This window comes from Winogradskyella aquimaris (assembly GCF_042676105.1).
In the GTDB taxonomy this organism is placed as follows: Bacteria; Bacteroidota; Bacteroidia; order Flavobacteriales; family Flavobacteriaceae; genus Winogradskyella; species Winogradskyella aquimaris.
The window spans coordinates 186,059-210,993 of the sequence record NZ_JBHTJQ010000003.1; the positions used below are offsets into that span (position 1 = coordinate 186,059).

General features: G+C 34.0%; 22 protein-coding genes. 9 read left to right on the top strand and 13 right to left on the bottom strand.

The features are described from left to right. Positions 1-132 precede the first annotated feature (132 nt). Complete coding sequence (locus tag ACFQ1K_RS03705) at positions 133-789, top strand: endonuclease III domain-containing protein (RefSeq protein ID WP_320555062.1); 657 nt, start codon at positions 133-135, stop codon at positions 787-789. 52 nt (positions 790-841) lie between these two features. On the opposite strand, the gene ACFQ1K_RS03710 is transcribed toward ACFQ1K_RS03705, so the two are convergent. Beyond that, positions 842-985 carry a hypothetical protein gene (locus ACFQ1K_RS03710; protein ID WP_320555063.1) on the bottom strand — a complete coding sequence of 48 codons (144 nt, stop codon included), beginning with the start codon at positions 983-985 and terminating at the stop codon, positions 842-844. A gap of 57 nt (positions 986-1,042) precedes the next feature. Next, a complete protein-coding gene (locus tag ACFQ1K_RS03715; RefSeq protein WP_320555064.1) occupies positions 1,043-1,627 on the bottom strand; it encodes an RNA polymerase sigma factor in 585 nt (194 codons plus the stop codon). A 228-nt stretch (positions 1,628-1,855) separates the two neighbouring features. Between ACFQ1K_RS03715 and uvrA the strand changes: the two genes are divergently transcribed. Next, positions 1,856-4,645, top strand: coding sequence for an excinuclease ABC subunit UvrA (uvrA, locus tag ACFQ1K_RS03720; RefSeq protein WP_320555065.1), 2,790 nt, complete (start codon positions 1,856-1,858; stop codon positions 4,643-4,645). 24 nt (positions 4,646-4,669) lie between these two features. Here uvrA and ACFQ1K_RS03725 read toward each other — a convergent pair whose 3' ends face one another. From ACFQ1K_RS03725 to ACFQ1K_RS03735, 3 genes are all read right to left on the bottom strand, one after another. Further along, positions 4,670-5,734, bottom strand: coding sequence for a DUF3667 domain-containing protein (locus ACFQ1K_RS03725; protein WP_320555066.1), 1,065 nt, complete (start codon positions 5,732-5,734; stop codon positions 4,670-4,672). A gap of 216 nt (positions 5,735-5,950) precedes the next feature. After that, positions 5,951-6,541, bottom strand: a complete 591-nt coding sequence (locus ACFQ1K_RS03730) for an HD domain-containing protein (protein ID WP_320555067.1) — start codon at positions 6,539-6,541, stop codon at positions 5,951-5,953. Further along, positions 6,541-7,431 carry a YitT family protein gene (locus ACFQ1K_RS03735; RefSeq protein ID WP_320555068.1) on the bottom strand — a complete coding sequence of 297 codons (891 nt, stop codon included), beginning with the start codon at positions 7,429-7,431 and terminating at the stop codon, positions 6,541-6,543. The genes ACFQ1K_RS03730 and ACFQ1K_RS03735 overlap by 1 nt, the downstream gene beginning before the upstream one ends. 172 nt (positions 7,432-7,603) lie before the next feature. On the opposite strand from ACFQ1K_RS03735, the gene ACFQ1K_RS03740 reads away from it, so the two are divergent. Then, on the top strand, positions 7,604-8,845 hold the full coding sequence (locus ACFQ1K_RS03740; protein WP_320555069.1) for a hypothetical protein: 1,242 nt from the start codon (positions 7,604-7,606) through the stop codon (positions 8,843-8,845). A 98-nt stretch (positions 8,846-8,943) separates the two neighbouring features. On the opposite strand, the gene ACFQ1K_RS03745 is transcribed toward ACFQ1K_RS03740, so the two are convergent. The 4 genes from ACFQ1K_RS03745 to ACFQ1K_RS03760 all read right to left on the bottom strand — a co-directional run bounded on the left by ACFQ1K_RS03745 (position 8,944) and on the right by ACFQ1K_RS03760 (position 14,529). Beyond that, complete coding sequence (locus ACFQ1K_RS03745) at positions 8,944-10,401, bottom strand: oligosaccharide flippase family protein (RefSeq protein WP_320555070.1); 1,458 nt, start codon at positions 10,399-10,401, stop codon at positions 8,944-8,946. Positions 10,402-10,440: 39 nt separating this feature from the next. Further along, positions 10,441-11,730 (bottom strand): glycosyltransferase family 4 protein, encoded by a 1,290-nt coding sequence (locus ACFQ1K_RS03750; RefSeq protein WP_320555071.1) that lies wholly within the window; start codon positions 11,728-11,730, stop codon positions 10,441-10,443. Positions 11,731-11,738: 8 nt separating this feature from the next. After that, positions 11,739-14,162, bottom strand: coding sequence for a YfhO family protein (locus ACFQ1K_RS03755; protein ID WP_320555072.1), 2,424 nt, complete (start codon positions 14,160-14,162; stop codon positions 11,739-11,741). 73 nt (positions 14,163-14,235) lie between these two features. Next, positions 14,236-14,529, bottom strand: coding sequence for a DUF4834 family protein (locus ACFQ1K_RS03760; RefSeq protein WP_320555073.1), 294 nt, complete (start codon positions 14,527-14,529; stop codon positions 14,236-14,238). 104 nt (positions 14,530-14,633) lie between these two features. Between ACFQ1K_RS03760 and ACFQ1K_RS03765 the strand changes: the two genes are divergently transcribed. Next, positions 14,634-15,602 carry a transporter gene (locus tag ACFQ1K_RS03765; protein WP_320555074.1) on the top strand — a complete coding sequence of 323 codons (969 nt, stop codon included), beginning with the start codon at positions 14,634-14,636 and terminating at the stop codon, positions 15,600-15,602. A gap of 8 nt (positions 15,603-15,610) precedes the next feature. Further along, on the top strand, positions 15,611-16,729 hold the full coding sequence (locus ACFQ1K_RS03770; RefSeq protein WP_320555075.1) for a GNAT family N-acetyltransferase: 1,119 nt from the start codon (positions 15,611-15,613) through the stop codon (positions 16,727-16,729). Between the two features lie 60 nt (positions 16,730-16,789). On the opposite strand, the gene ACFQ1K_RS03775 is transcribed toward ACFQ1K_RS03770, so the two are convergent. From ACFQ1K_RS03775 to ACFQ1K_RS03785, 3 genes are all read right to left on the bottom strand, one after another. Further along, the gene (locus ACFQ1K_RS03775; protein WP_320555076.1) at positions 16,790-18,049 is read right to left on the bottom strand and encodes an aminotransferase class I/II-fold pyridoxal phosphate-dependent enzyme; all 1,260 of its coding nucleotides are present in this window, start codon (positions 18,047-18,049) and stop codon (positions 16,790-16,792) included. Between the two features lie 203 nt (positions 18,050-18,252). Continuing rightward, entirely contained in the window at positions 18,253-19,290 is a 1,038-nt protein-coding gene (locus tag ACFQ1K_RS03780; RefSeq protein WP_320555077.1) for a PLP-dependent cysteine synthase family protein, read from the bottom strand. Between the two features lie 71 nt (positions 19,291-19,361). After that, positions 19,362-21,425: a S9 family peptidase gene (locus tag ACFQ1K_RS03785; protein ID WP_320555078.1), complete on the bottom strand. Its 2,064-nt coding sequence runs from the start codon at positions 21,423-21,425 to the stop codon at positions 19,362-19,364. A gap of 79 nt (positions 21,426-21,504) precedes the next feature. Between ACFQ1K_RS03785 and ACFQ1K_RS03790 the strand changes: the two genes are divergently transcribed. Continuing rightward, positions 21,505-21,828, top strand: a complete 324-nt coding sequence (locus tag ACFQ1K_RS03790; protein ID WP_320555079.1) for a YbaB/EbfC family nucleoid-associated protein — start codon at positions 21,505-21,507, stop codon at positions 21,826-21,828. Between the two features lie 5 nt (positions 21,829-21,833). On the opposite strand, the gene ACFQ1K_RS03795 is transcribed toward ACFQ1K_RS03790, so the two are convergent. Further along, entirely contained in the window at positions 21,834-22,853 is a 1,020-nt protein-coding gene (locus tag ACFQ1K_RS03795) for a threonine aldolase family protein (protein WP_320555080.1), read from the bottom strand. Positions 22,854-22,955: 102 nt separating this feature from the next. Between ACFQ1K_RS03795 and prfB the strand changes: the two genes are divergently transcribed. The 3 genes from prfB to ACFQ1K_RS03810 all read left to right on the top strand — a co-directional run bounded on the left by prfB (position 22,956) and on the right by ACFQ1K_RS03810 (position 24,907). Beyond that, positions 22,956-24,054, top strand: a protein-coding gene (prfB, locus tag ACFQ1K_RS03800; protein ID WP_320555081.1) for a peptide chain release factor 2 whose coding sequence is annotated in 2 segments (ribosomal slippage) — positions 22,956-23,018 and positions 23,020-24,054 — 1,098 coding nt in all. Because the reading frame shifts where the segments join, the coding sequence is not laid out codon by codon here. Between the two features lie 53 nt (positions 24,055-24,107). Continuing rightward, entirely contained in the window at positions 24,108-24,449 is a 342-nt protein-coding gene (arsC, locus tag ACFQ1K_RS03805; RefSeq protein ID WP_320555082.1) for an arsenate reductase (glutaredoxin), read from the top strand. Positions 24,450-24,451: 2 nt separating this feature from the next. Continuing rightward, positions 24,452-24,907: a hypothetical protein gene (locus ACFQ1K_RS03810; RefSeq protein WP_320555083.1), complete on the top strand. Its 456-nt coding sequence runs from the start codon at positions 24,452-24,454 to the stop codon at positions 24,905-24,907. The last annotated feature ends 28 nt before the right edge of the window (positions 24,908-24,935 follow it).

Sequence of the window (24,935 nt, forward strand, 5' to 3'; positions counted from 1 at the left end):
TAATTACTTGTTAAAGAGCGATATAAGTAGGATTAACTGATAAGCTTTACATAATATATTTCTTTTATGGCTTCCTAATCAATCTATATTTTTTAACCATTTCTTTAAATTTGTTCATAAATTCAATCATAAATGACTAAGAAAGAGAAAGTAGATTTTGTAATTAATAAACTGAACGAACTTTACCCTGAAATCCCAATACCATTAGAACATAAAGATCCATACACGCTTTTGATTGCTGTGTTAATGTCTGCACAAAGTACGGATGTACGTGTTAATCAAATAACTCCACTTTTATTTGAACGTGCCGATAATCCATATGACATGGTAAAGCTAAGTATTGAAGAAATAAGGGAAATCATAAAACCTGTTGGACTTTCACCTATGAAAAGTAAAGGCATTTATGGACTGTCTCAAATATTGATTGATAAACATGATGGTAAAGTGCCACAAACATATGAAGAACTAGAAGCCTTACCCGCTGTGGGTCATAAAACTGCCGCTGTGGTCTTGTCACAAGCTTTTGGCATACCCGCATTTCCTGTTGATACGCATATTCATCGTTTGATGTACCGTTGGAATTTAAGTAATGGTAAAAATGTTGTTCAAACCGAAAAAGATGCCAAACGCTTATTTCCAAAAGAGTTATGGAATGACCTACACCTTCAAATTATCTGGTATGGAAGGGAATATTCGCCAGCACGTGGTTGGGACTTAAATAAAGATGTTATTACGAAAACTATTGGAAGAAAGTCTATATTAGATGAATATTACAAAAAGAAGAGGTAATCTATTTTGAAATAAAAAAATCCTGACTTTTCAATCAGGATTTTCTTCCAACTTAATTCTGAAGTGCTTCAAACTTCAATTTATTATAATGTATAACACTTAAAGCCTTAGAGTAATTCAAAAGGAAACTAATCGTTTCATCTTTTGGTTTTAGGTTATTATTTTTTGGGGAAGCGTTAGAGTAAATGTTTGCCATATTATCAATTTTAGGTTTATTATATGGCTAAAACGCAACTTAAAACACTTTATTGTATTAATTTGTTAAAATTATATTATTCTGTTCTATCACTTTGCGCATATTAATCAATGCATAACGCATTCTTCCAAGAGCTGTATTAATACTTACTCCTGTGCGCTCAGATATTTCCTTAAAACTCATGTCTTGGTACATACGCATTAAAAGCACTTGTTTTTGATCTTCTGGCAACTCTTCAATAACCCGTCTAACATCAGATTCTACCTGATCTTTAATCATACTCTTTTCTGCATTGAGACTAGAATCGCTTAGCACTGAGAAAATGCTAAAGTCACCTGAGTTATCAAATTTAGGCATACGACTATTCTTTCTAAAATAATCAATCACCAAATTATGGGCAATACGCATTACCCAAGGTAAAAACTTACCTTCCTCATTATATTTACCACGTTTTAAGGTTCTTATAACCTTAATAAAGGTATCCTGAAATATATCTTCAGTAATATCCCTATCGTACACTTTAGAATAAATAAAGCTGTAAATTTTTTGTTTGTGCCTTTCTATCAATATTGATAATGCACTTTCATCGCCGTTAATATAGTTGCTGACCAACTCTGCGTCTTGGATAAGTTCTCTTTTCATAATATTACTCTTAATAGCTAGAAGCAAACTTCTTAGCAAGGGGTTAATTTTTAAGTAATATTATGCTATACGCAGGTGTTTTTTAAATGATTACGTGGTAAATATAACAACATTCATTCCGAAAAAACAAAATTTCGTACCAAATTTTAACATTTTATCTAACATTATGGCATTTTAACAGCTTGATTAGATAACGTATCTTTGCAAAATCATATGCTCAAAAATTCTATGAACACAACAGATTTAGACGTAAATCCTAAAGAAAATATCATCATAAAAGGTGCAAAACTGCACAACTTAAAAAATATTGATGTTGTTATACCAAGAAACAAATTGGTAGTTATTACGGGATTATCTGGATCAGGTAAATCTAGTTTGGCATTTGATACGTTATATGCTGAAGGTCAAAGACGATATGTAGAGAGTTTATCCAGCTATGCGCGTCAATTTTTAGGACGTTTAAACAAACCTAAGGTCGATTATATAAAGGGTATTGCACCTGCCATTGCTATTGAGCAAAAGGTAAACTCAACCAATCCACGCTCAACGGTTGGAACTACAACAGAAATTTATGATTATTTGAAGTTACTTTTCGCCAGAATTGGTAAAACCTATTCACCTATTTCTGGAAATGAAGTTAAAAAACATACAGTAACCGATGTTATAGATTTTATTAAAACGTTTGAAGAGCGATCCAAACTGCTGTTGCTCTCCCCAATTATTTTGGAAGAAGGTAGAACCATTGAAAACAAGCTTCAAACTTTACTGCAACAAGGTTATGCAAGAATAAAATATAAAGATGACGTTCTAAGAATAGACGACGCTTTAAAGCAAGGCATAACTTCTGTTAAAGATTTATATCTAGTCGTTGATAGAATTGTTTACAAAGAAGACGAAGATTTTCTCAACAGATTAGCTGATGCAATAGATACTGCTTTTTTCGAAGGTGTTGGTACTTGTATTATAGAGTCATTAACGGATAACAAACAAACTGTTTTTAACAATAAGTTTGAATTAGATGGTATGACCTTTCTAGAGCCTAACGTACATCTCTTTAGCTTCAATAATCCTTACGGTGCTTGTCCTAAATGTGAAGGTTATGGCGATGTTATAGGAATAGACGAAGATTTGGTCATCCCAAATACCGCACTTTCGGTCTATGAAAACGCCATCTTCCCTTGGAGAGGTGAAAGTATGAGCTGGTATAGGGACCAATTGGTTAACAATTCCCATAAATTCGATTTTCCTATTCACAAACCTTATTTTGAATTAACCGATACCCAAAAAGCCTTGATTTGGAAAGGCAACGAATATTTTGAAGGATTAGACAGTTTCTTTGCTGAATTAGAATCTAAAGCCTATAAAATTCAAAATCGTGTCATGCTCTCTCGCTATAGAGGTAAGACCAAATGCAATGTCTGCAAAGGAAAACGCTTAAGAGAAGAAGCGAGTTATGTAAAAATTAATGGTGCCACCATAACAGATTTGGTAGATCTACCACTTAATGAATTAACAGTGTTTTTCAAAGATTTGAAACTGAATGAATACGGTGAAAAAATTGCCAAGCGTCTATTAACTGAAATAAACACACGCCTAGAATTTTTAACAAATGTGGGTTTAAGTTATTTAACACTAAACCGAAGATCTAACACTCTGTCTGGTGGTGAGAGCCAACGTATTAACCTAGCAACTTCCCTAGGAAGTAGTCTCGTTGGTTCTATGTACATTTTAGATGAGCCTAGTATAGGCTTACACCCCAAGGACACGGAACGTTTAATAAACGTTTTAAAGTCACTACGGGACTTAGGCAATACAGTCATTGTGGTGGAACATGATGAGGATATCATGAAAGCTGCTGATGAAATTATTGATATTGGGCCTGAAGCAGGAACTTTTGGTGGTGAAGTTGTAGCTACAGGAACATATAAAGATATTTTGGTTTCCAATACATTAACAGCTAAATACCTCAACGGACAATTAAAAATTAAAGTTCCTGAAAAACGTAAGACATCCAAATATCATATCGATATTGTTGGTGCCAGAGAAAATAATCTAAAGAATATAGATGTATCCTTCCCTCTAGAAATGCTAACTGTTGTAACTGGTGTCTCTGGTAGTGGAAAAAGTACATTGGTAAAAAAAATATTATATCCTGCGCTTCAGAAAAAACTCACTGGTTTTAGTGATAAAGCCGGTCAGTTTACAGAAATTAAAGGTCAATTCAGCAATGTGCAACATGTGGAATTTGTAGATCAAAACCCTATTGGCCGTTCGTCACGCTCTAATCCTGTAACCTACATTAAAGCTTATGATGATATTAGGGCGCTCTATGCGTCGCAGAAATTGAGCAAAATCAGAAATTACAAAGCCAAACATTTTAGTTTTAATGTTGATGGTGGACGTTGTGAAACATGTAAAGGAGAGGGTGAAGTGACCATAGAAATGCAGTTTATGGCAGATGTTCATCTTACTTGTGATACTTGTGGTGGTAAACGCTTTAAAAAAGAAGTACTTGAAGTAACTTTTGAAGGCCAATCAATAGACGATATATTAAACATGACGATTGATGATGCCATTGAGTTCTTTAAAACACATAAACAGTCTAAAATTGAAAGCAAATTGCAACCGCTTCAAGATGTTGGTTTAGGTTATGTAACTTTAGGCCAGTCCTCTTCTACCCTTTCTGGTGGTGAAGCTCAACGTATAAAACTTGCCACCTTTTTAGGTAAAGGCAGTAAAAGCGATAGTGCATTGTTTATTTTTGATGAGCCGACAACAGGATTGCATTTTCATGATATACAAAAGTTACTAAAGTCCTTCAGAGCTCTTATTGCTAAGGGACATTCTATTATAGTTATTGAGCACAACATTGATTTAATTAAATGTGCTGATCATATTATTGACTTGGGCCCTGAAGGTGGAAAACAAGGCGGTTATCTAGTAGCTTTTGGTAGCCCTGAAGATATAGTAGCTAATCCATTATCGGTTACTGGCAAATACCTTAAAGAAAAGTTATAAGTCAAAATCTTTGCCAAAATACAATTAGGCATTCATCAACCCAAAGAAAAATAGGAACCCTGATGTTAGTACTACTAAAATTGAAAAAATAAAAGTGATAAATCCACTTTTTATAAGCGTGGTGAACCAATGGCGCTCATAAAATTTTAAAAGCCCAAGGTAGAAATAAAAAAACGTTGATAGCACCAGCACAAAACTTATCCACCAAGGAATTTCAAACAAAAATCTGTCAACTGCTAACAAGATCGCAAAAAGCGTAAATAGAAAGGAGAAAAAGTAAAAGGTAAATACTAAGTGATAAGCATATCTACCACGTCTAAAATAAAATATCTTCAAAATTAATGCGAACAATGGTAATAAAATAAACATTGTAATGGGCACAGCATCAAATGCACGCCTTAACATATTACCTGCACCAGAACCTTTGGCAATATTGAGCATACCTTTAAAAACTCCTCTCTCAAAATAACCCGCATCATCAGACATTCCCATCTCTTTATAAATAATAGCATCCTCTGCACCAGTTTTAATTAAAGAATCTATCTTGTTTTTATCAAAATCCCATGAGACATTAGCATTGTTAGTATCGGCTTGTATTATTGAATCGGCCATTTTTATATCCGCTTCCTTTAAGCCTAACTTAGGTCCGCTTTTTTTAATGTCTTCAAGGATTTTAGCTTTTTTGATAGAATCCAAATCTATTTTAGATTGATTATCTTCATTCAAGACTGCTGGAGTGCTAGCGATTTTCTTATTGAGTTCATTAGCCTCCTTTTCCCATTCTGCGATGGTAAAAGATGACAAAAAGAAGAAGACTACTGAAATGAACAAATACATCTGGGCAGGATGCAAATACATTAACCGTTTCCCTTTAATAAACTGTTTTGCCAAGTAACCTGGTTTAAACATTAAAGGAACAAAGCTTTTTAAAAAACGCGCATCAAATGAAAAGTAATTACTGATGGTATTATAGAAAAGTACACCTATGGTCAATTCATCATTAGTTTTCTGTCCGCAATACGGACAAAATCTAAATCCTTTATCAAATTGTTCTTCACAATTTTGACACGTGTCTTTAATGGTACTCATAAATTACGGTTAGTCACATTAAAAGTAATAATTTTTTTGACATAAACTTTTAATAAGGTTGGTACAGTTTATTGGCGTTTGACAAAAGACTATAGAGACAATATGATAATAAACTCAGGAATTCTAAAAACAAATCACTCGATTTAAAAGACTAGTGTAAGTGCCAATGATTAACAATTTTTCATCTTAAAATCCAAATTCGTAAAACAATTTCTTTTAAGCACTTGGGTTGTTTTCTAACAAACATTCAAGATTTTTTTGTTTTCTAAAGGATTTATAACGTCTACAAAATTGGGTATGATAGTGATGTTCTTTCATAAAATTAATTTGGATGTTTCTCCATTCATTTTCCGTAAGTTTAGGATTGTAATGTCGAAGTTCCTTAAAAAGATTATGAGACATTTTTTTATATTTTGAAGTTCCCAAATATTCCAAATCAGCATCCGCAAGAACCGCTTCCATATGATTTTGTGGTTGTTGTGGAATTCTGGTAGCCATTATCATACCGCATACTAACTCAATTTGATTTTTGGAAAAACCAAATTCCTCAAGTTTTTGGGAAGCAATTTTACAACCTTCTTTTTCGTGTTCTATATGTGTTGAAGTAAAACCGATATCATGATATAAAGCGGCAATCTTTATAAGCTCTATATCTTCATCGTTTAATCCTTCTTTTTGCGCAATATAGATAGCCTTTTCCAGAACATACATGGTATGTGCCTTATCATGATAGCTCAAATACTTTGGTAATTTCTGCTCTAAATATTCTGATACGTCAGATAGTATGGTGTTAAAAGGAATACCCACTAATGTGCATTTTGTCTGCTCACAATGCCACCCTTCACCTCATTTATATTTTGAACATACATAAATGCCTTCGGATCCTTAGCTGCAATGGCTTTTTTAATTTTATGAACTTCTAACCTCGTAACAACCGTTACAATAATATCACAATCCTTATTTTCGTTAAAGCTTCCTGGTAAATTACCGCGTTCACCACGGTACACTGAAATGGGCTTATTAAACTCATTAACAATAATTTCTTTCACCAATTGGTCATTTGGTGATATAATAGTTAGAGAAATAAGTTTCTCAAAACCATCAACAACATAGTCGGATACCCTAAGAGCTGTAAAAAAAGTAAGTATGGAGTACATCGCTTTTTCCAAGCCTAAGAAAAATGCAATTATCAAAAATATGGTAGTGTTTATAGCCATTATAATTTCAGCCGCTGACAATCCAAACTTATCGTTTGTGTATTCCGCAATAACTTCTAATCCGTCTATTACCCCACCACTTCTAATCACTAAACCTATGCCTAATCCAACAAAAACACCTCCAAATGCAGCTACAAGAAAATGATCTTTGGTAATCTCTGGAATCGGCAAAACATTCAAAGCAATTCCTAAAAACACAAGTGCAACTAAGGTATGCGCAGCAAAGTTCTTCCCCATTTTTTTATATCCAATATAAACAAAGGGTAAATTTAAAAGTATCAACGGTATCCATACATCAATATAATATATCTCATGAATTAGAATAGAAATACCTAGTAAACCACCATCTAAAAAATGATTTGGTATCATAAAGCCCTTAATGGCAACTACGGCGCATGCCACACCTATTAGTTTTAAAAATATCGATTTGAAAGAGAACACATTTGAGAACTCAAATGTACTAGAATGATGACCACTCATTGAGCTAATTTTAAGTTGGTTAAAACAATTGATGCACTAATATAATGCTTTTGTACTATTATAGGCGATTATTATTTTTAAATTACTTATTTACAAGTGCTTAACCTTAGTACTTACTTTTTGGCACGCTGTTTGTTTTGTTTATAACGAGTTTAATTTAAAACCCAATATTATGAAACGGATTCTATTTTTATTTGCAAGTTTGTTGACGATTTCAGCAACTGCATTCGCAACCACCACAGTAACATCAGAAGCCGAAGCTTCTACTAATAGCTATGCGAGAGGTTATGGTAATTCTTTCATATTTGTAGAAGGAGGTATTGAGTTTTCCGTTTACAGAGATGGTCAATTTGATTTTTATATTCCAAATTACGGACCAGATGTGAGCATCGGAATAGATCGTCCTGGTTTTACATTAAGCTTTAACGCAGGATACAACTATAATCCTTATATACAATATGATAGATTTGGTGCTATTATACAAATTGAAAACACACCTATTTATTACGATTTTTATGGAAGAGTGAATCAGATTGGTGATATCTTCATAACCTACAACAGTTTTAATAGAATTAGTAGAATCGGTGGATTAAATGTATACTACAGAAACAATGTGTTTTGGAGATATGATGGGTTTATTAATGTCTACAATAGAGCATATATTTGGAGACCATGGCATAGATTTTACATGGTACCGCCTGCTAATTATTGTGTAATTAACGTACGTCCATACAGACAATATTATACGCCAGTTAGACATATTTGGTACAGACCATATAGAAATAATGTAAGATATTTTAACGTAAACAACGGCAGACGTGGAAATACTCATAGCGTCAGACGTAACAGAAGCGATAGTTATGTGCAAAGTCCAAGAAACCGACGCGAGCGTACCTTACAAAGAACAGTAACACGTAGAAATGCAGAAATTTCAAGAACACGTTCTACACGTCTGGCTGAACAAAGTGTGACGCGTTCCTCAAGGAATTCTACCCCTCGTCAAAACCAAACAAGGTCAACGCGTTCTAATAGTAGAAATGAAAATGCCACAAGAGCGCAATCTACAAATCAAGTTACTTCACCAAGGACAAGAAGTAATAGAGATGTAAGAACGACCCGAGCTACAAGATCAGTAAGATCTAGAGATATGTCTAGAGGTTCTAACACTAGAAGTAGTGTGACCCAAAGTAGAAATACTGTGTCTAATAGAATAAATAGAACAAAAAACACTTCAGTGTCAAAACCAAAACGTACTTCATCTCGTACATATAATAGAAAAAGTACTCAAAATAACAGACAACGAAGTGCAACTGTTCAAAATAAAAGAAAATCATCTTCTGTTTCGTCAGGTTCTAGTACCAGTAGAAGAAAGCAAAGTACAGCAAGAAATAACTCAAGACGAACAAGAGGATAACGTATAAATATGATTTTTTTGGTTGGTTAGTAGAAGTCCCGTTTGATGTATGCCTCAAAGCACCTTACGGGATTTCTCATTTAATTAATTGTTGTACCTTAAAGTTTAAGGTACTTTCTTATTTGCATGGATATATCTTCAGAAACATTAAGCTTTAATACTAAAATTATATACACTGTAAAAATTAGGATAGACTTTAATGCAATATTCACCAATGGGTGAAATGGAAATTCCCAGAAATACATTGCTAAAATCATAACCAAAAGCAATAGAACTATTATTAGTGTGGACCTTGAAAATGGTTGAATATTAAGTTTCTGTTTTACAAAAAGCACCTTAATGGAATTATATACTACCACAGCTAAAAAGGTTGCTACAGCAGAACCATCTATACCATATATCGGTATAAATATAAAATTAAGGACTATGGCTAAAACGGTTAATATGACACCAAAAAACAAAACCATTTTATAATAATCACTATTAAACAAAATAGCATTATTGTTTCCCAAACTATTATCGTACAATTTGGCAAGGCTCACAATTAATACAACAAACAATCCTCCAGAAAATTCACTTGAGAGAATTTTGTAGAGCTCATTGATATTTAAAATAATTAAAAGAAAAATAAAACCACTTATCACCAATAAATTAATAGAACTTCGTTTGTATAAATTTTCCAAAGACGTCATATTGTTTTCATTAAGATACTTTGCCGTTAAGGGCATCATTATTTGATGCATGGAACGTTGCGGTACAGCAATAACGGTAGCTATGAATATGGCAACACTGTAGTAAGCTACTTCCTCAATATTTTCGAGCATAAGGCCTATCATAAACTTATCAATATCTAAAATTAACATCGCAATAGAGCCAGCGATAATCATTAGCAGTGTATACTTTATAATGGCTGATAACTTAGATACCCTTTCAAATTTCAATTTAGGTAATCTTAAGGAGTACGCATATAGCTTCATAATTATCATGCGAATGACATAGACGGCCACTAATAAATTGATAAACTGCTCAGCATTCAACCACTCTAAATACACTAAACAAAGAAGAATCATTATACAAACACGATGAAATATCTCTTTCATCACATTGCCAAAAACAGTTTTGAGTTGCACTTTAGACCAGGCAAAGAATATTTCGAAATACGCCATAGCAATCGCCAAAATAAAAATATGCCATAGGTAATTACCCACTATTTTATTGTTGTTTGAAAGCATACCAACAATACTCTCGTAGGATAAAAATCCGATTAATATAGCAGGAACAATAAAAACAAATGGCAAAAACAACATTAATGTTAAGAAGCTATTTAAGCTATTTTTTGACTTAAATGTGGTGTAGAATTTAATAATAGCATTATGTACCCCAAAAGCCATGAATGGCATCATAATATTGGCAGCAGACAGCACAAAAGCAACTAAACCATAATACTCATCGGTTAAAAAATTAGTGTATAAGAAAAGTGTATTTATAGCACCAATACCAAAACCAATGTAGGTACTTATGGTATTTTTAAACGATTGATTTAGTACGATTCCCATTATTGTGCAAAATACAACTTAAGATACGCAAATAGAAGGTTATAATGCCTTTATAACCTCACTGAGTCGCTTTGTCAACGCTTTTCTGCTATAGGGTTGCAATCCTATGGCATGTACTGTAAGGCTATCATTAAGATAAGCTTCAAAAAACGATACTATCTGCGTCTTTAACTTTTCTTTCTGACGATAATTAAAGTATACTCCAGTATTGGTATTTCTGATGATATCTTGAACGTCTGAATCTTCTGGACCTATAGCAATAATAGGTGTTTCAGAGATAAGGTATTCAAATAACTTACCTGGGATAATGGCCTTAGTGTCTTCAGAATCTATTTCAATTAACAATAATAAACGTGATGCCATTTGATACTTTATAGCCTCATCGTGGCTTACATAGCCTATAATATTCAAATAATTTTTTAAACCTGAATCATCAATTGATTCAAGAACATCATCACTAACTACTCCAATGAGGTTGAGCTGGAAAGCATTTGAAAATGCGTCATTTTCAGAAATCAATTCAGATAAAACCTCCCACAATACTTTTGGGTTTCTTTCCGATAGTAAGGAACCAATATGTGATAAGGTAAACTTATCGTCCTTACCTTCTACTCTAACCGAATGATTATCGTAGCCATTTGTAATTACAGAAATGGATTGGTTGGTCTTGGTTGTAAACTCGTTTTTGGTATGGTTACTCGTAACAACAATAGCGTCCGCTGTATTTAAAACCTCAGATTCTAATTGAATATGTTTCTTCTTGGAAGTCTTTCTGAGTTTTAAAGCTTTATGATAACCAATAGTTGTCCATGGATCCCTAAAATCTGTTATCCATTTGATATTTAACTTCTGTTTTAGTTGAAGTCCTATAACGTGTAAGCTATGAGGAGGTCCAGTGGTGATTATCGTTTCAATTTTATGTTTGTTAATATAATTTGAAAGAAATTCAACCGAAGGTTTAATCCAATGTTTTCGAGCATCTGGGATAAAGAAATTACCACGAACGTAAATCATCAGGCGCTCTATTAAAGATTGCTTTTTAGCTTTGGGTATAACACCAGAACTTATCTTCTTTGAACTCTTTTTTGATAAGAAACCTGCTATTTGGTAAGGCTCTTTTATGGGTTGTTTTAAAATGGTTATATCCTTAGGAATCTCATTAACCAAGCTTTCATCGACTATTGGGTAATTAGGATTTTCAGGGCAATATACGATGGGTTCTATACCAAACTCAGGTAAGTACTTTACAAATTTTAACCAACGCTGTACGCCTGGCCCTCCTGCTGGAGGCCAATAGTATGTTATTATGAGTACTTTCTCAGGATTCATTATTTGCACTAAACAACTTCTTTTTCCTTCTTAAATTGAAAAAATATACCCAATAGTATTAGAATACCAAAAACAGCAGAACTTGCTAGGGCTATTTTACTTCCTGTTTGTACAACCTTTGGTTCAAACTTAAACTCGATAGTGTGTTGACCTGTAGGAATCTCCATACCTCTTAAAACATAATTAACCCTAACATGTGGTTTTAATTCTCCATCGATATAGGCATTCCACCCATCTTCGTAATAGATTTCTGAAAAGACTGCAAATCCACTATTCGAATTTTTAGATTCGTATTTGAGATAATTTGGTTTGAATTCTTTGAGTGTTATAGAGGCGGTTGAATCAACATTAAATGTTTTCGACGCTGAGATAGTGGTCATTGTAGTTACCGCCTTTCGCTTGGTATCTAAACTATCTAAAGCCTTTATTTCTTCATTTGCACTTGACAATACTTCTAATTCACTAACAAACCATGCATTTCCATTGGCCTCAGGATTGTCGTACGGAAATATCCGTCCTTGATCCTCAGCTATAATGTATTTGGTATTCAGCATATTAATAACATTCATATTGTTGTTATAAATATGAAATTCCATCAAATCATTATAGCGACCTAATTTGGCTGCGTGATAACCAAATAAAGAATTATGGAAATAAGCTGCTCTTGCTGGTTGACGTTGACCTTGAGTAGACATGTCTAAGACCCTATAATGCCCTTTATCCTTTAAAATTTCTTTATCAGCTGCATTAGGTTGATATGGCCTATCAACTTTAATCGCTGAAACAAAATTATCGTTGTTAACGTAGTTTCTGTTGATGGATACCAAATCGAAAAGTATTAAAATCGCAAAGGCAACTACAACCAGATTTTGGGATAATTTTTTCTTTAAAAAGAAATATATAGTACCTGCTGACAGTAATACCAGAAGAAGGGATCTAATGGTATCTGTATTAAAAAGTGACTTTCTATCCTCAATTAGAGCATCTAAAAGAACATCCGGAATTCCTTGGTCTCTAAAACTTTTAAAATCAAAGAAAACCGATTTAAACAGTAGAAAGAAGACGCATAAACCTCCTGTTATAGCTACAGTATATCTTAATGCTTTAAGCTTTTGTTCGTCTTTTTCAAAATCATTAAATAATCTTACCAATGCAAAAATCCCAAGAACTGGAATACACAGTTCTAATAGCACTTGTATAGATGTTACTGCTCTAAATTTATCATATAACGGTATATTATCAATAAAGAAATTTGTTATAAAACCAAAAGGTTCTGTCTTTCCGTAAGATAATAACAAAGAAAAGATGGTACCTGCAACCAACCACCATTTTAATCGTCCTTTTACCAAGAATAAGCCAAGAACAAACAAAAATAAAATCACCGCACCTACATATGCTGGTGCTTCAACTATGGGCTGATCTCCCCAGTACATTGGTGCATTTTTAGAGAGCTCCAAAGCTTCAATCGGTGAAGCTCCCATAGTCACGTAAGTTTTGTACGTTTCAGAATCTTTTCCTATATCTTCAGAATTGCCTCCACCCATAAAACGTGGAATAAACAGATTAAACGTTTCTGCCAATCCATAACTGTATTGGGTAATATAATCTTTATCTAAACCTGATGTGGCCTCTTTTTCAGAACCATCAGGGTTTATGGTCAATTCACTTTTGCCTCTTGTACTTTCTTTGGCATATTGCTGTGTTGCCATTAGGTTGGTAGCATTTAATCCCACTGCTAACAGAGCTGCTACTGTTAATAATCCAACCGATTTAAAAAAGTGTGGTAAAATTTGCTTACGATAAGCATCAATTAAATAAACAATACCCAAAATCATTACCAAGAATAGCAGATAATAGGTCATCTGAAAATGGTTGGCCACAATTTCTAAACCTAATGCAATTACCGTAAGTAAAAATCCAAGAATATACTTTTTTCTAAAGGTAAGGACAATTCCTGCCAGGACCAATGGCATATAGGATATGGCATGAGCTTTGGCATTATGGCCAACTCCTAAAATAATGATGAGATATGTAGAAAAACCAAACGCCAACGCACCAAGTGCCGAAAGCCTAAAATCTATCTTTAAGGATAATAATAAAATGTAGAACCCTATAAAGTATAAAAAAAGGTAATCTGCGGGTCTGGGTAGGAACCGAAGGCTTAAGTCTAGCTTTTTAATATAATTATGAGGGTACTTCGCCCCTAATTGATAGGTTGGCATACCTCCAAAGGCACTATTTGTCCAATAGGTTTCTTCACCTGTTGCTTGGGAAAAATCCTTTTGTTGCTGAGCCATACCTATGTAATGCATAATATCGCTCTGAAAAATCTTTTTGCCTTGTAAGACTGGACTAAAATACGCTAAAGACAAAACAACAAATCCTAGTAAAACGAGGATATGAGGTAAAATTCGTTTGATTGAATATGACATGAAAAAGGATCTAAATAATTGAGACTGAAAAGTACTTAAATTTTAAGAATAATCTGAAAATTAAAACTATATATCAATCTATCTCTTCGTAGTCTATGTATTCACCAACTTTATCGTTTGAAGATTTTTGACGATTGGGCATCTTATCTATTACAGTCTCACCTTCTTTTTGTTTTTGCTCTTTGCGCTGTTGAGATTGGTTTTGAAACCCACCAAATTGCTGCCCAAAGCGTTCTTCAGCTTTTTTTGCAACAAATTTCATTAAATAAGGCGCAAAAATCCTACCAAGAATTTTTAATCCATACCAAATCAATAGAATAATTAATAATGTGCGCAGTAATCCCATCAGAGATGCTTCTTGTACCATAAAGAAAAGTAATATTCAAAAATACAATTATACTTACTTATATTCTGTTATATTTCCTTAAAAAAAGTATAAAATATCTATATTTGAATTTAAACCAAAAGATAATGCGAGTTCTTAAACCCATTTTTATTTTCCTATTAACCATAGCCTACAATGTTTCAAACGCTCAGTACACGGAAGTTATTAATTCAAATCGTCCAGGGCTTTCAGAAAGTGCTTTTTCCGTAGGAACCAATGTTGTTCAGTTTGAGGTTGGTGCCTTTACCGTAAAAGAGGAACATACTCCTTTACAATATGAGGTTTCTGGATTTGGGATTGACTTTTCAGTCAGATATGGTTTGTTATTTGAGCAACTCGAAATTTCTCTTGATGGTGTCTATCAAAACGATAATATAACCTTTAACAGTGGATCTGTTCCCTTTGATGATAAACGTGCCAATTTTAGAAATTTAACACTTGGTGCCAAGTATTTACTTTATGATCCTTATAAAAATGCAGAGGAGGCCAAACCAAATTTATATAGTTACCACGCGAATAGACGATTTCAATGGAAATCCTTAATCCCTGCAGTTTCCGTTTATGTGGGTGGCAATTTTGACACCAAAGACAATCCATACACAGCGCCGGATGTTGAGGGCTTTAGCCCCAAAGTGATGATTGCTACACAAAATAATTTTAATGGTGGTTGGGTCTTTGTGATGAATTTAATAAAAGATAGAATTGGTTCTGAATTTTCGGATTTCCAATACATCTTTACACTTACCCACTCATTTACACCTCAATGGGTGGTGTTTGGAGAAGCACAAGGCATTAGCAGTGATTTTTATGCTGACAATATTTTTAGAGTCGGAGGGGCTTACTTATGGAATCAGAATTTTCAGCTAGATGCCAATATAGCTTTTAACACCAAGGACACACCTTCTGTCTTCAATATAGCCTTTGGTGCCTCTTACCGTCTTGATTTTCACAAGGACAAGAAAATAGATAATGGAAACGGCAATACTGGCAACTTCAAGAAAAAGAGAAAAAATAAAAGAAAAAAAGAGGACGATTTCGACTCTGATGATTTATAGATTTCTGCATGATTACAGTAAAAGAAGCTAAAACCAAAACAGACCTAAAAACTTTTGTAAAGTTTCCGTTTAGTCTTTATAAAGATTCAAAGTATTGGGTTCCACCGATTATAAAGCAGGAACTTGAAACCTTTAACAAAGATAAAAACCCAATATTTAATGATGCTGAAGCACGTTTTTTTCTTGCATATAACGGAGATAAAGTTGTAGGTAGAATAGCTGCAATTATTAATTGGTTAGAGGTCAATAAGCAACAAATTAAAAAAATGCGATTCGGTTGGTTTGACTTTGAAGATGATCTCGAGATTAGCAAATCTTTATTAGAAACGGTCGAAAGTATTGGAAAACAAAATCATTTAGAGTACACTGAAGGGCCTGTTGGTTTTTCAAACCTGGATAAAGTTGGTGTCATGACTGAAGGCTTTGACAGTATGGCTACAATGATTACCTGGTACAATCATCCCTATTATGTAGATCACTATAAAGCGCATGGTTATAAAATTGAAAAGGAATTTGCTGAAAGTAAATTTCCTTTTAGTAATGTCAATCCAGAAACCTTTACTAAAGCACAAGATCTAATAAAAAGAAGATATAAACTAAAAGCGCTAAATTTTGATAAAACAGAAGACGTCATGCCTTACGCAGACAAGATGTTCGATCTATTTAATGAAAGTTATGCCTCCTTATCATCATTTGTTGAAATTACCGAATTACAAAAAGCCTATTTTAAGAAGAAGTTCATAAGCTTTATAAATCCAGAGTATATTAAATTCATAGTAGATGAAAAAGATAGACTTATAGGTTTTGCAATTGTAATGCCAAGTTTTGCTGAAGCGTTACAGAAAGCCAATGGAAAACTATTTCCATTTGGTTTTATCCATATCTTAAAAGCCAAGAAGAATAGTAAGGATGTTATCTTTTATTTAATAGGCATTCACCCTGAATATCAGAACAAAGGTGTGCATGCGCTTATATTCAATGAATATTATCAAACTTTTACTGAAAAGGGTATTGAGACGTGTTATAGAACACCAGAGCTAGAAGATAATGAAGCAATTAAAAAGATTTGGAAACATTTTAATCCTGTGGTTTATAAAAGACGTAAAACGTTCAGAAAAGATTTATAAATAATTAAGGCTCTGCTTGAAAAAGCAAAGCCTTAATAAACATTCATAAAATATCGTTGATTACTCACCCATCGCTGCCGTTAAAGCTGCTGACATACGTTTGTAAGTACCGTTTTGTAAGCGCTCTCTTATGGCGTCGAATGCATCTAATGTTTCTTTAACATCTTCCAAAGTATGTGTTGCTGTAGGAATCATTCTAAGCAAAATTAATCCTTTAGGTATCACAGGGTAAACTACTATAGAACAGAATATTCCATGATTTTCACGAAGATCTTTTACCAATGCCATTGCTTCTGGTATACTTCCTTTCAAATAAACAGGAGTTACACAACTTTGTGTAGTTCCAATATCAAAACCACGCTCTTTTAAACCAGATTGTAATGCATTTACAATAGTCCAAAGATTTTCCTTTAGCTCTGGCATAGTACGTAGCATATCCAATCGTTTTAATGCACCGACTACTAACTGCATTTGTAACGATTTTGCGAACATTTGTGAACGCAGATTATACTTTAGATAATCAATGATTTCTTGATCACCTGCAATAAATGCACCAGTACTTGCCATTGATTTTGCAAACGTTGCAAAATACACATCTATGTCGTCTTGTACACCTTGCTCCTCGCCTGCTCCAGCACCTGTTTTACCTAAAGTACCAAAACCGTGAGCATCGTCTACAAATAATCTAAAATTAAACTTTTTCTTAAGTTCAACAATTTCTTTCAAACGCCCTTGTTCACCGCGCATCCCAAATACACCTTCAGAAATCACCAAAATTCCACCACCGGTCTGTTCTGCCATTTTGGTGGCACGCTCTAAATTTTTCTCAAGGCTCTCAACATCATTATGCTTGTAAGTAAAACGTTTTCCCATGTGCAAGCGTACACCATCTATGATACAAGCATGAGCATCTACATCATAAACAATAATATCATCTTTGGATACCAAAGCATCAATGGTAGAAACCATACCTTGGTAACCAAAGTTTAAAAGATAAGCAGCCTCTTTTTTTACAAATGCTGCTAATTCGTTTTGTAATTGTTCATGTAACTCAGTATGTCCAGACATCATTCGTGCTCCCATTGGGTAAGCAGAACCATATTTTTTAGCCGCTTCCGCATCAATCTTTCTTACTTCTGGATGATTAGCTAAGCCTAGGTAATCGTTTATACTCCAAGTAATCACTTCCTTACCTTGAAATTTCATTCTATTTGAAATTTCCCCTTCTAACTTAGGAAACACAAAATATCCTTCGGCTTGTGCTGCCCATTTTCCTAACGGTCCCTTATCTCGGTAAATTTTTTCAAATAAATCCTTCATACGTTGCGTTTGCCATTAATCTATACCTTCACCCTTGGGAGCAAAAGCATTAAATTTAAATTTTAATTAGTTCTATTAGCATCGGCAAAATTAGGTAATATTATCATCACTGCATAATATAATTTAACCAATCTATTCACTAAGTTTTAAACATAAAAAAGCCTACCCTTATTAGTGGTAGGCTTTTGTATCCAATATGGATCTTACTTTATATATTGTATGGTTGTGGAAACCTCATTTTTACTATCAAAAAAGCCTTGGTCTTCCATCCACTTATCACTGTAAACCTTACTCATATATCTTGAACCGTGATCTGGAAAGACTACAACAATTTTATCTGTAGATTTAAACTCTCCCTCTTCATTCAGTTGTTTAATCGCTTGCATGGCCGCACCACTAGTGTAACCAACAAACAAACCTTCTGTATTCGAGATTTCACGAGCTGTGTGAGCACTTTCTTCATCGGTAACCTTAACAAACCTATCGATAATATCAAAATCAGTGGCCGTAGGAATTAAATTTTTGCCTAAACCTTCAATTCTGTACGGATAGATTTCCTTATCATCAAACTCTCTAGTTTCATGATATTTCTTTAATACAGAACCATAAGCATCCACACCAATAATTTTCACATCAGGATTTTGCTCCTTTAGATACTTTGCTATTCCTGAGATTGTTCCACCAGTCCCACTACATGCAACCAAATGAGTGATTTCACCATTAGTCTGATTCCATATTTCTGGACCTGTAGAATTATAATGGGCATCGATATTTAACTGATTGAAATATTGGTTGATGTAAATAGAACCTTTAATCTCTTCATGAAGTCTCTTAGCGACTTGGTAGTAGGATCTTGGATCATCTGCATTAACATGAGCAGGGCAAACATACACCTTTGCTCCCATAGACCTTAACATATCTATTTTGTCTGCAGAAGATTTTGAACTTACCGCTAAAATACACTCATACCCCTTGATAATACTTACCATAGCAATACTAAATCCCGTATTACCAGAGGTAGTTTCAATAATAGTATCACCTGGAGTTAAGATACCTTGACGCTCTGCTTCTTCAATAATATGTAACGCAATTCTGTCCTTGGAAGAATGACCTGGATTAAATGCCTCTACTTTAGCATAGAAGTCGCCATCATAGTCAGCAGTCATTCTGTTTAACTTGATAAGTGGTGTATTACCAATAAGTTGTAATACGTTATCAAATACATTTTTGTTTTTGTCCATAAATGCAATTTAAACAAGTGTATTAAAAAACACACTTTAAACCTCGCAAAACTAATACTTTTTTTTTAAAATCAACTGGATATACCTTCTAAATCTAAAAGAAAAGCAAATTCCTCTGCATCTTCCTTGATACTTTCAAACCGACCAGATGCACCACCATGGCCTGCATCCATATTAGTTTTAAGAAACAACTTGTTATTATCGGTTTTCATATCTCTAAGTTTAGCAACCCATTTTGCAGGTTCCCAATACTGCACTTGGGAATCATTTAGCCCAGCGGTTACCAACATATTCGGATAGTCATTTGCTTCTATATTATCGTAAGGTGAATAGGATTTCATATATTCATAATATAGTTTATCATTTGGATTTCCCCACTCGTCGTACTCACCCGTTGTTAATGGAATGGAATCGTCTAACATAGTGGTAATTACATCTACAAATGGAACCGCAGCAACTATACCATTATAAAGTTCAGGTGCAATATTTATGATAGCACCCATTAGCAATCCTCCAGCACTACCTCCCATAGCATAGAGATGCTGTGATGACGTATATTTTTTCTTTATTAAATGAATAGAGCAGGTTACAAAATCAGTAAATGTATTTTTCTTTTTCAGGAGTTTACCATCCTCATACCACTGCCTGCCAAGATACTCTCCTCCCCTAACATGAGTAATTACATATATAAAGCCTCTATCGATTAAACTTAAACGAATTGTTGAAAAATAAGGATCTACTGTCGAACCGTAACTACCATAAGCATATTGTAGTAAAGGGTTTTTACCATCCAATTTTAATCCCTTTTTATAAACTACCGACATTGGAATTTTTGTTCCATCATTTGCGGTTGCCCAAATACGCTCTGATATATAATTGTCTTTGTTAAATTTTCCTCCTAAAACTTCTTGCTCTTTTAAGATGGTCTTCGTCTTAGTTTTCATATTAAATTCTATGACCGAAGCTGGTGTTGTAAGTGCATTGTAGGCATATCGCAAATATTCAGTATCAAATTCAACATTGGTTGTAGTGTAAGCCGTATACGTTTCATTATCGAAGGGTAAATAATAGTCTTGTTTACCATCCCAGCGCATTATTCTTATTTTGTTCAGGCCATTGTTTCGTTCACTTATAACAAGGTAATTTTTAAAAATATCTATATTCTCAATGAGCACCTCTTCTCTATGTGGAATTACCTCTTCCCATTTATCTATAGCTCTATCATTTTCAGTGCATTTCATTAGTTTGAAGTTGGTCGCTTTATCTTTGTTTGTAAGAATGTAGAAAAACCCATTATAGTGTGAGATACTATATTCTAAGCCTCTTATACGAGGTTGAAAAACTTCGAACTTACCTTCTGGTTGATCTGCATTAAGAATATGATATTCGTTAGTCAAGGTACTATAGCAGGCAATAATGATGTATTTTCTGGATTTTGACTTATATATTGTGGTTCCAAAAGTTTCATCTCCTTCCTGAAAGATTAAAACATCTTCTTTATTTGAGCCTAGTTCGTGTCTAAATATTTGGTAAGCCCTCAGCGTAATTGGATCCTTTTTTGTGTAAAAAAGTGTTTTATTGTCATTGGCCCAAGTTGAAGATCCTGTTGTGTTTTCAATGTGGTCGTTATGAACAACACCCGTTTTTAAATCCTTAATCTTTATTGTGTATTGCCTCCTACCTGTTGTGTCAATTCCATAAGATACTTTCTTATTATCTGGGCTGATACTAATACCTACCAATTTGAAATAGTTTTGACCTTCTGCCATTTGGTTACAATCAAAAAGCAATTCTTCAGGATTGTCTAATGATTCCTTTTTTCTCGTATAAATTGGATAATCCTTATCTTTTTCAAATCTAGTCATATACCAATATCCATTATATTTATACGGTACAGAAGAATCATCTTCCTTTATTCTTGCTTTCATTTCCTCGAACAAACTCTTCTGAAAGGCTTTAGTATGGGTGGTCTCAATCTCATAATAAGCATTTTCTTCCTTAAGATAATTAATCACTTCAGGATGCTCCCTGTCCTTCATCCAAAAATAATTGTCGATTCTAACATCACCATGCTTTTCTAATTCATGTGGAATCTTTTTAGCTATTGGTGCTTTAATTTTAGGGGTCGCTTTCATTCGTATTTTTAAGAAAAATTTAATCTGAAAAGTGGCGCAATTTAGTAATTTTGAGGCATAACTTTTAAAAGATATTGATATGTTTGGTGATATGATGAATATGATGGGTAAATTAAAAGAAGCCCAGAAAAAAGTTGAAGAAACAAAAGAACGTCTTAATACCGTTATGATAGATGAGTCTAGTAACGACGGTAAACTAAAAGTAACCCTAACCGCCAACCGAACCATTAAATCTATCTCTATTGATGAAGAACTGCTTCAAGACAAAGATATGCTTGAGGACTACCTGATATTAACGCTCAATAGAGCCATAGAAAAAGCAACAAATGTTAATGAAACTGAAATAGCTGCTGTTGCCAAAGAAGGAATGCCAAACATACCCGGAATGGATATGTTTAAATAAAGTTCCTATAAAGCCTTTAATACTGTGAGTAATGCTTCGTGCATAGAGTCGGTATAATCCAGATGTGTTACCATTCGTAATTTATGACTCCCCATACCAATAATGTGGATATTTTTTTCCTTGAGCTTATTTAGAAAATCTGTTTCACTAATATTATCATCTAACTCAAAAATAATAATGTTAGTCTCTATCGGCTCTACCGTTTTGATAAAAGACAATTGGTTTAACACTTCACCTATTACCGTTGCTTTTCTGTGATCATCGGCAAGGCGTTCTAAATGGTTATCTAAGGCATAGAGACCTGCTGCCGCTAAATAACCTACTTGTCGCATTCCGCCACCTAATATTTTTCTTACGCGTAATGCACCACTCATTAATTCCTTTTTTCCGATTAGAACAGAACCAACAGGACAACCAAGTCCTTTACTTAAACAAACCGATATGGTATCAAATAATTGCCCATATTGTTTAGGGGTTTGTTTTTTGGCTACCATCGCATTCCAAAGTCTTGCTCCATCTAAATGATAACCTAAATTATTCTTATCAGCGACTTCTCTAATTTTTTTTAACTCTTCAAAGTCCCAGCACGCTCCACCACCTTTATTAGTAGTGTTTTCGACCTCAATTAAAGACGTTAAAGGGCTATGGTAAAAATCTGGTGGATTTATAGCTTCTTCGGCTTGTGCAGCGGTAAACATACCTCTTTGACCATTAATCAACTTACAAGAAATACCACTATTAAAAGAAGCGCCACCACCTTCATAATTATAGATGTGAGCATATTTATCACATATAACTTGTTCGCCTGGATTGGTATGCAGTTTTAAAGCCGTCTGATTGGCCATTGTACCAGTAGGAAAAAATAAAGCTTCATCCATTCCAAACATTTCTGCCAATCTGCTTTCAAGTGCATTTACGGCAGGGTCTTCTTTATAAACATCATCACCAACTTCTGCAGACATCATAGCATCTAACATATCCTTTGTTGGCTTAGTGACCGTATCGCTTCTTAAATCTATTTTCATATTACTAGTTTAGGGATTAAAACTACACAATTTCTAAAAAAGAATTTCAAAAATTATGGCACCTTATCTGCGCCTATTATATTTGTAGAAAATTCAAACTATATGATAACATCAGATCAAATTAAAGATCTTAATTCCCGTCTAGACATACTTAGACAGTATCTTTGACTTAGATACCAAACTTATAGAAATCGCTAACGAAGAAGAACAAACTTTTGACCCAAATTTTTGGAACGATTCAAAAAAAGCCGAACAGGTTATGCGTTCCATTAGAGAAAAAAAGAGTTGGGTCAATGATTTCAACAACGCCAAAACACTTTTTGAAGACCTAGAGGTCATTTATGAATTTTATAAAGAAGAAGAGGCCACCTTGGAAGATGTAGAAGCTCGTTTTCAAAAGGCCGTTAATGCTGTTGAAAAACTCGAGTTCAAGAACATGCTTTCTGAAGAAGGAGATAGTTTGAGCGCTGTATTGCAAATCACCGCTGGTGCAGGTGGTACAGAATCTTGCGATTGGGCAAGTATGCTCATGCGGATGTATTTAATGTATGCCGAAAAAAGTGGTTTTAAAGTAAAAGAACTCAACCATCAAGAAGGAGATGTAGCCGGCATTAAAACAGTAACACTTGAAATTGAAGGAGATTATGCCTTTGGATGGTTAAAAGGCGAAAATGGTGTCCATCGTTTGGTTAGGATTTCACCTTTTGACAGTAATGCCAAGCGCCATACGAGTTTTGCCTCTGTATATGTCTATCCTTTGGTAGACGATTCTATTGAAATCGATATAAACCCTGCTGATATTGAAATTACCACAGCACGATCTAGTGGTGCTGGTGGACAAAATGTAAATAAGGTTGAAACGAAGGTGCAATTATTACATAAACCTACTGGTATACAAATACAATGTTCAGAAACACGTTCACAGCATGACAATAGAGCTAGAGCAATGCAAATGCTTAAATCTCAACTGTACGAGATCGAATTACAAAAGCAATTGGCGCAGCGCGAAGATATTGAGGCCAGTAAGATGAAGATTGAATGGGGAAGCCAAATAAGAAACTATGTAATGCATCCCTATAAACTTGTAAAAGATGTCCGTACAGCTCATGAGACTGGTAATGTAGATGCGGTTATGGACGGAGATATTGAGCCTTTTTTAAAGGCCTATTTAATGATGATGGGACAAAAGAATGAAGAATGAGTAATGGTCATTTAATAAAAAGTGTTGGCATAAAAATTGATTAACAATATAACATGATAACTATTTACCACAACCCAAGATGTCGAAAGTCTAGAGAAGGATTAACCTTACTGGAAGAATCTGGAAAAACGTTTGAGATTGTAAAATACCTTGAAGATTTATTGAGCGAAGAAGATCTGAAAACAATTATTTCTAAATTAGACATCAAACCCATAGATTTAATCAGAAAGAATGAGTCTACTTGGAAATCAGATTTTAAAGGAAAGGAATTGACAGATGAACAAATTATTAAAGCTATGGTAAACCATCCAAAGCTTATAGAACGACCAATAGTTGTTAACAATGATAAAGCCGTAATCGGAAGACCAAAAGAACGCATATTAGATATTATTTAGTCATGAAAAAACTAATCTTAATAATTTTTGCATTAGTTCTCGGATTTAGTACTAATGCCCAAGCACGTAGAGATCGCATGGGAAATCCTGTTATTAATAGGGAGCCAACCGAAGAAGAAATTGCAAAATACGAACAAAAGTTAGAAGAACGTAAGGATGAATATATTTCAAATTTCTTGACTACTCTTGAAGCTGATGATTTTCAGAAAGAAATTATCAAGCAATACCTCAATTCTTATTTCGATGCCAAAAAGGAACTTTTAAAAGTTAAATACGAACGAATTTTTGACAGAGAACAAGCCATAAAAAAGCTTGACGATACTCATTTTAAAGAATTGACAGAACTAATCTCTGATGAAGACATGTCTAAAATCAAGGAAATGATAAAGGGAAACTTTGATGAAAAGGAAGTTTTAAAAGAAAAAAAGAAAAAGCGCAAAAAAAGAAAAAAGGATTAAGGCTAATTGAGTTTACCTATTCTTAAAT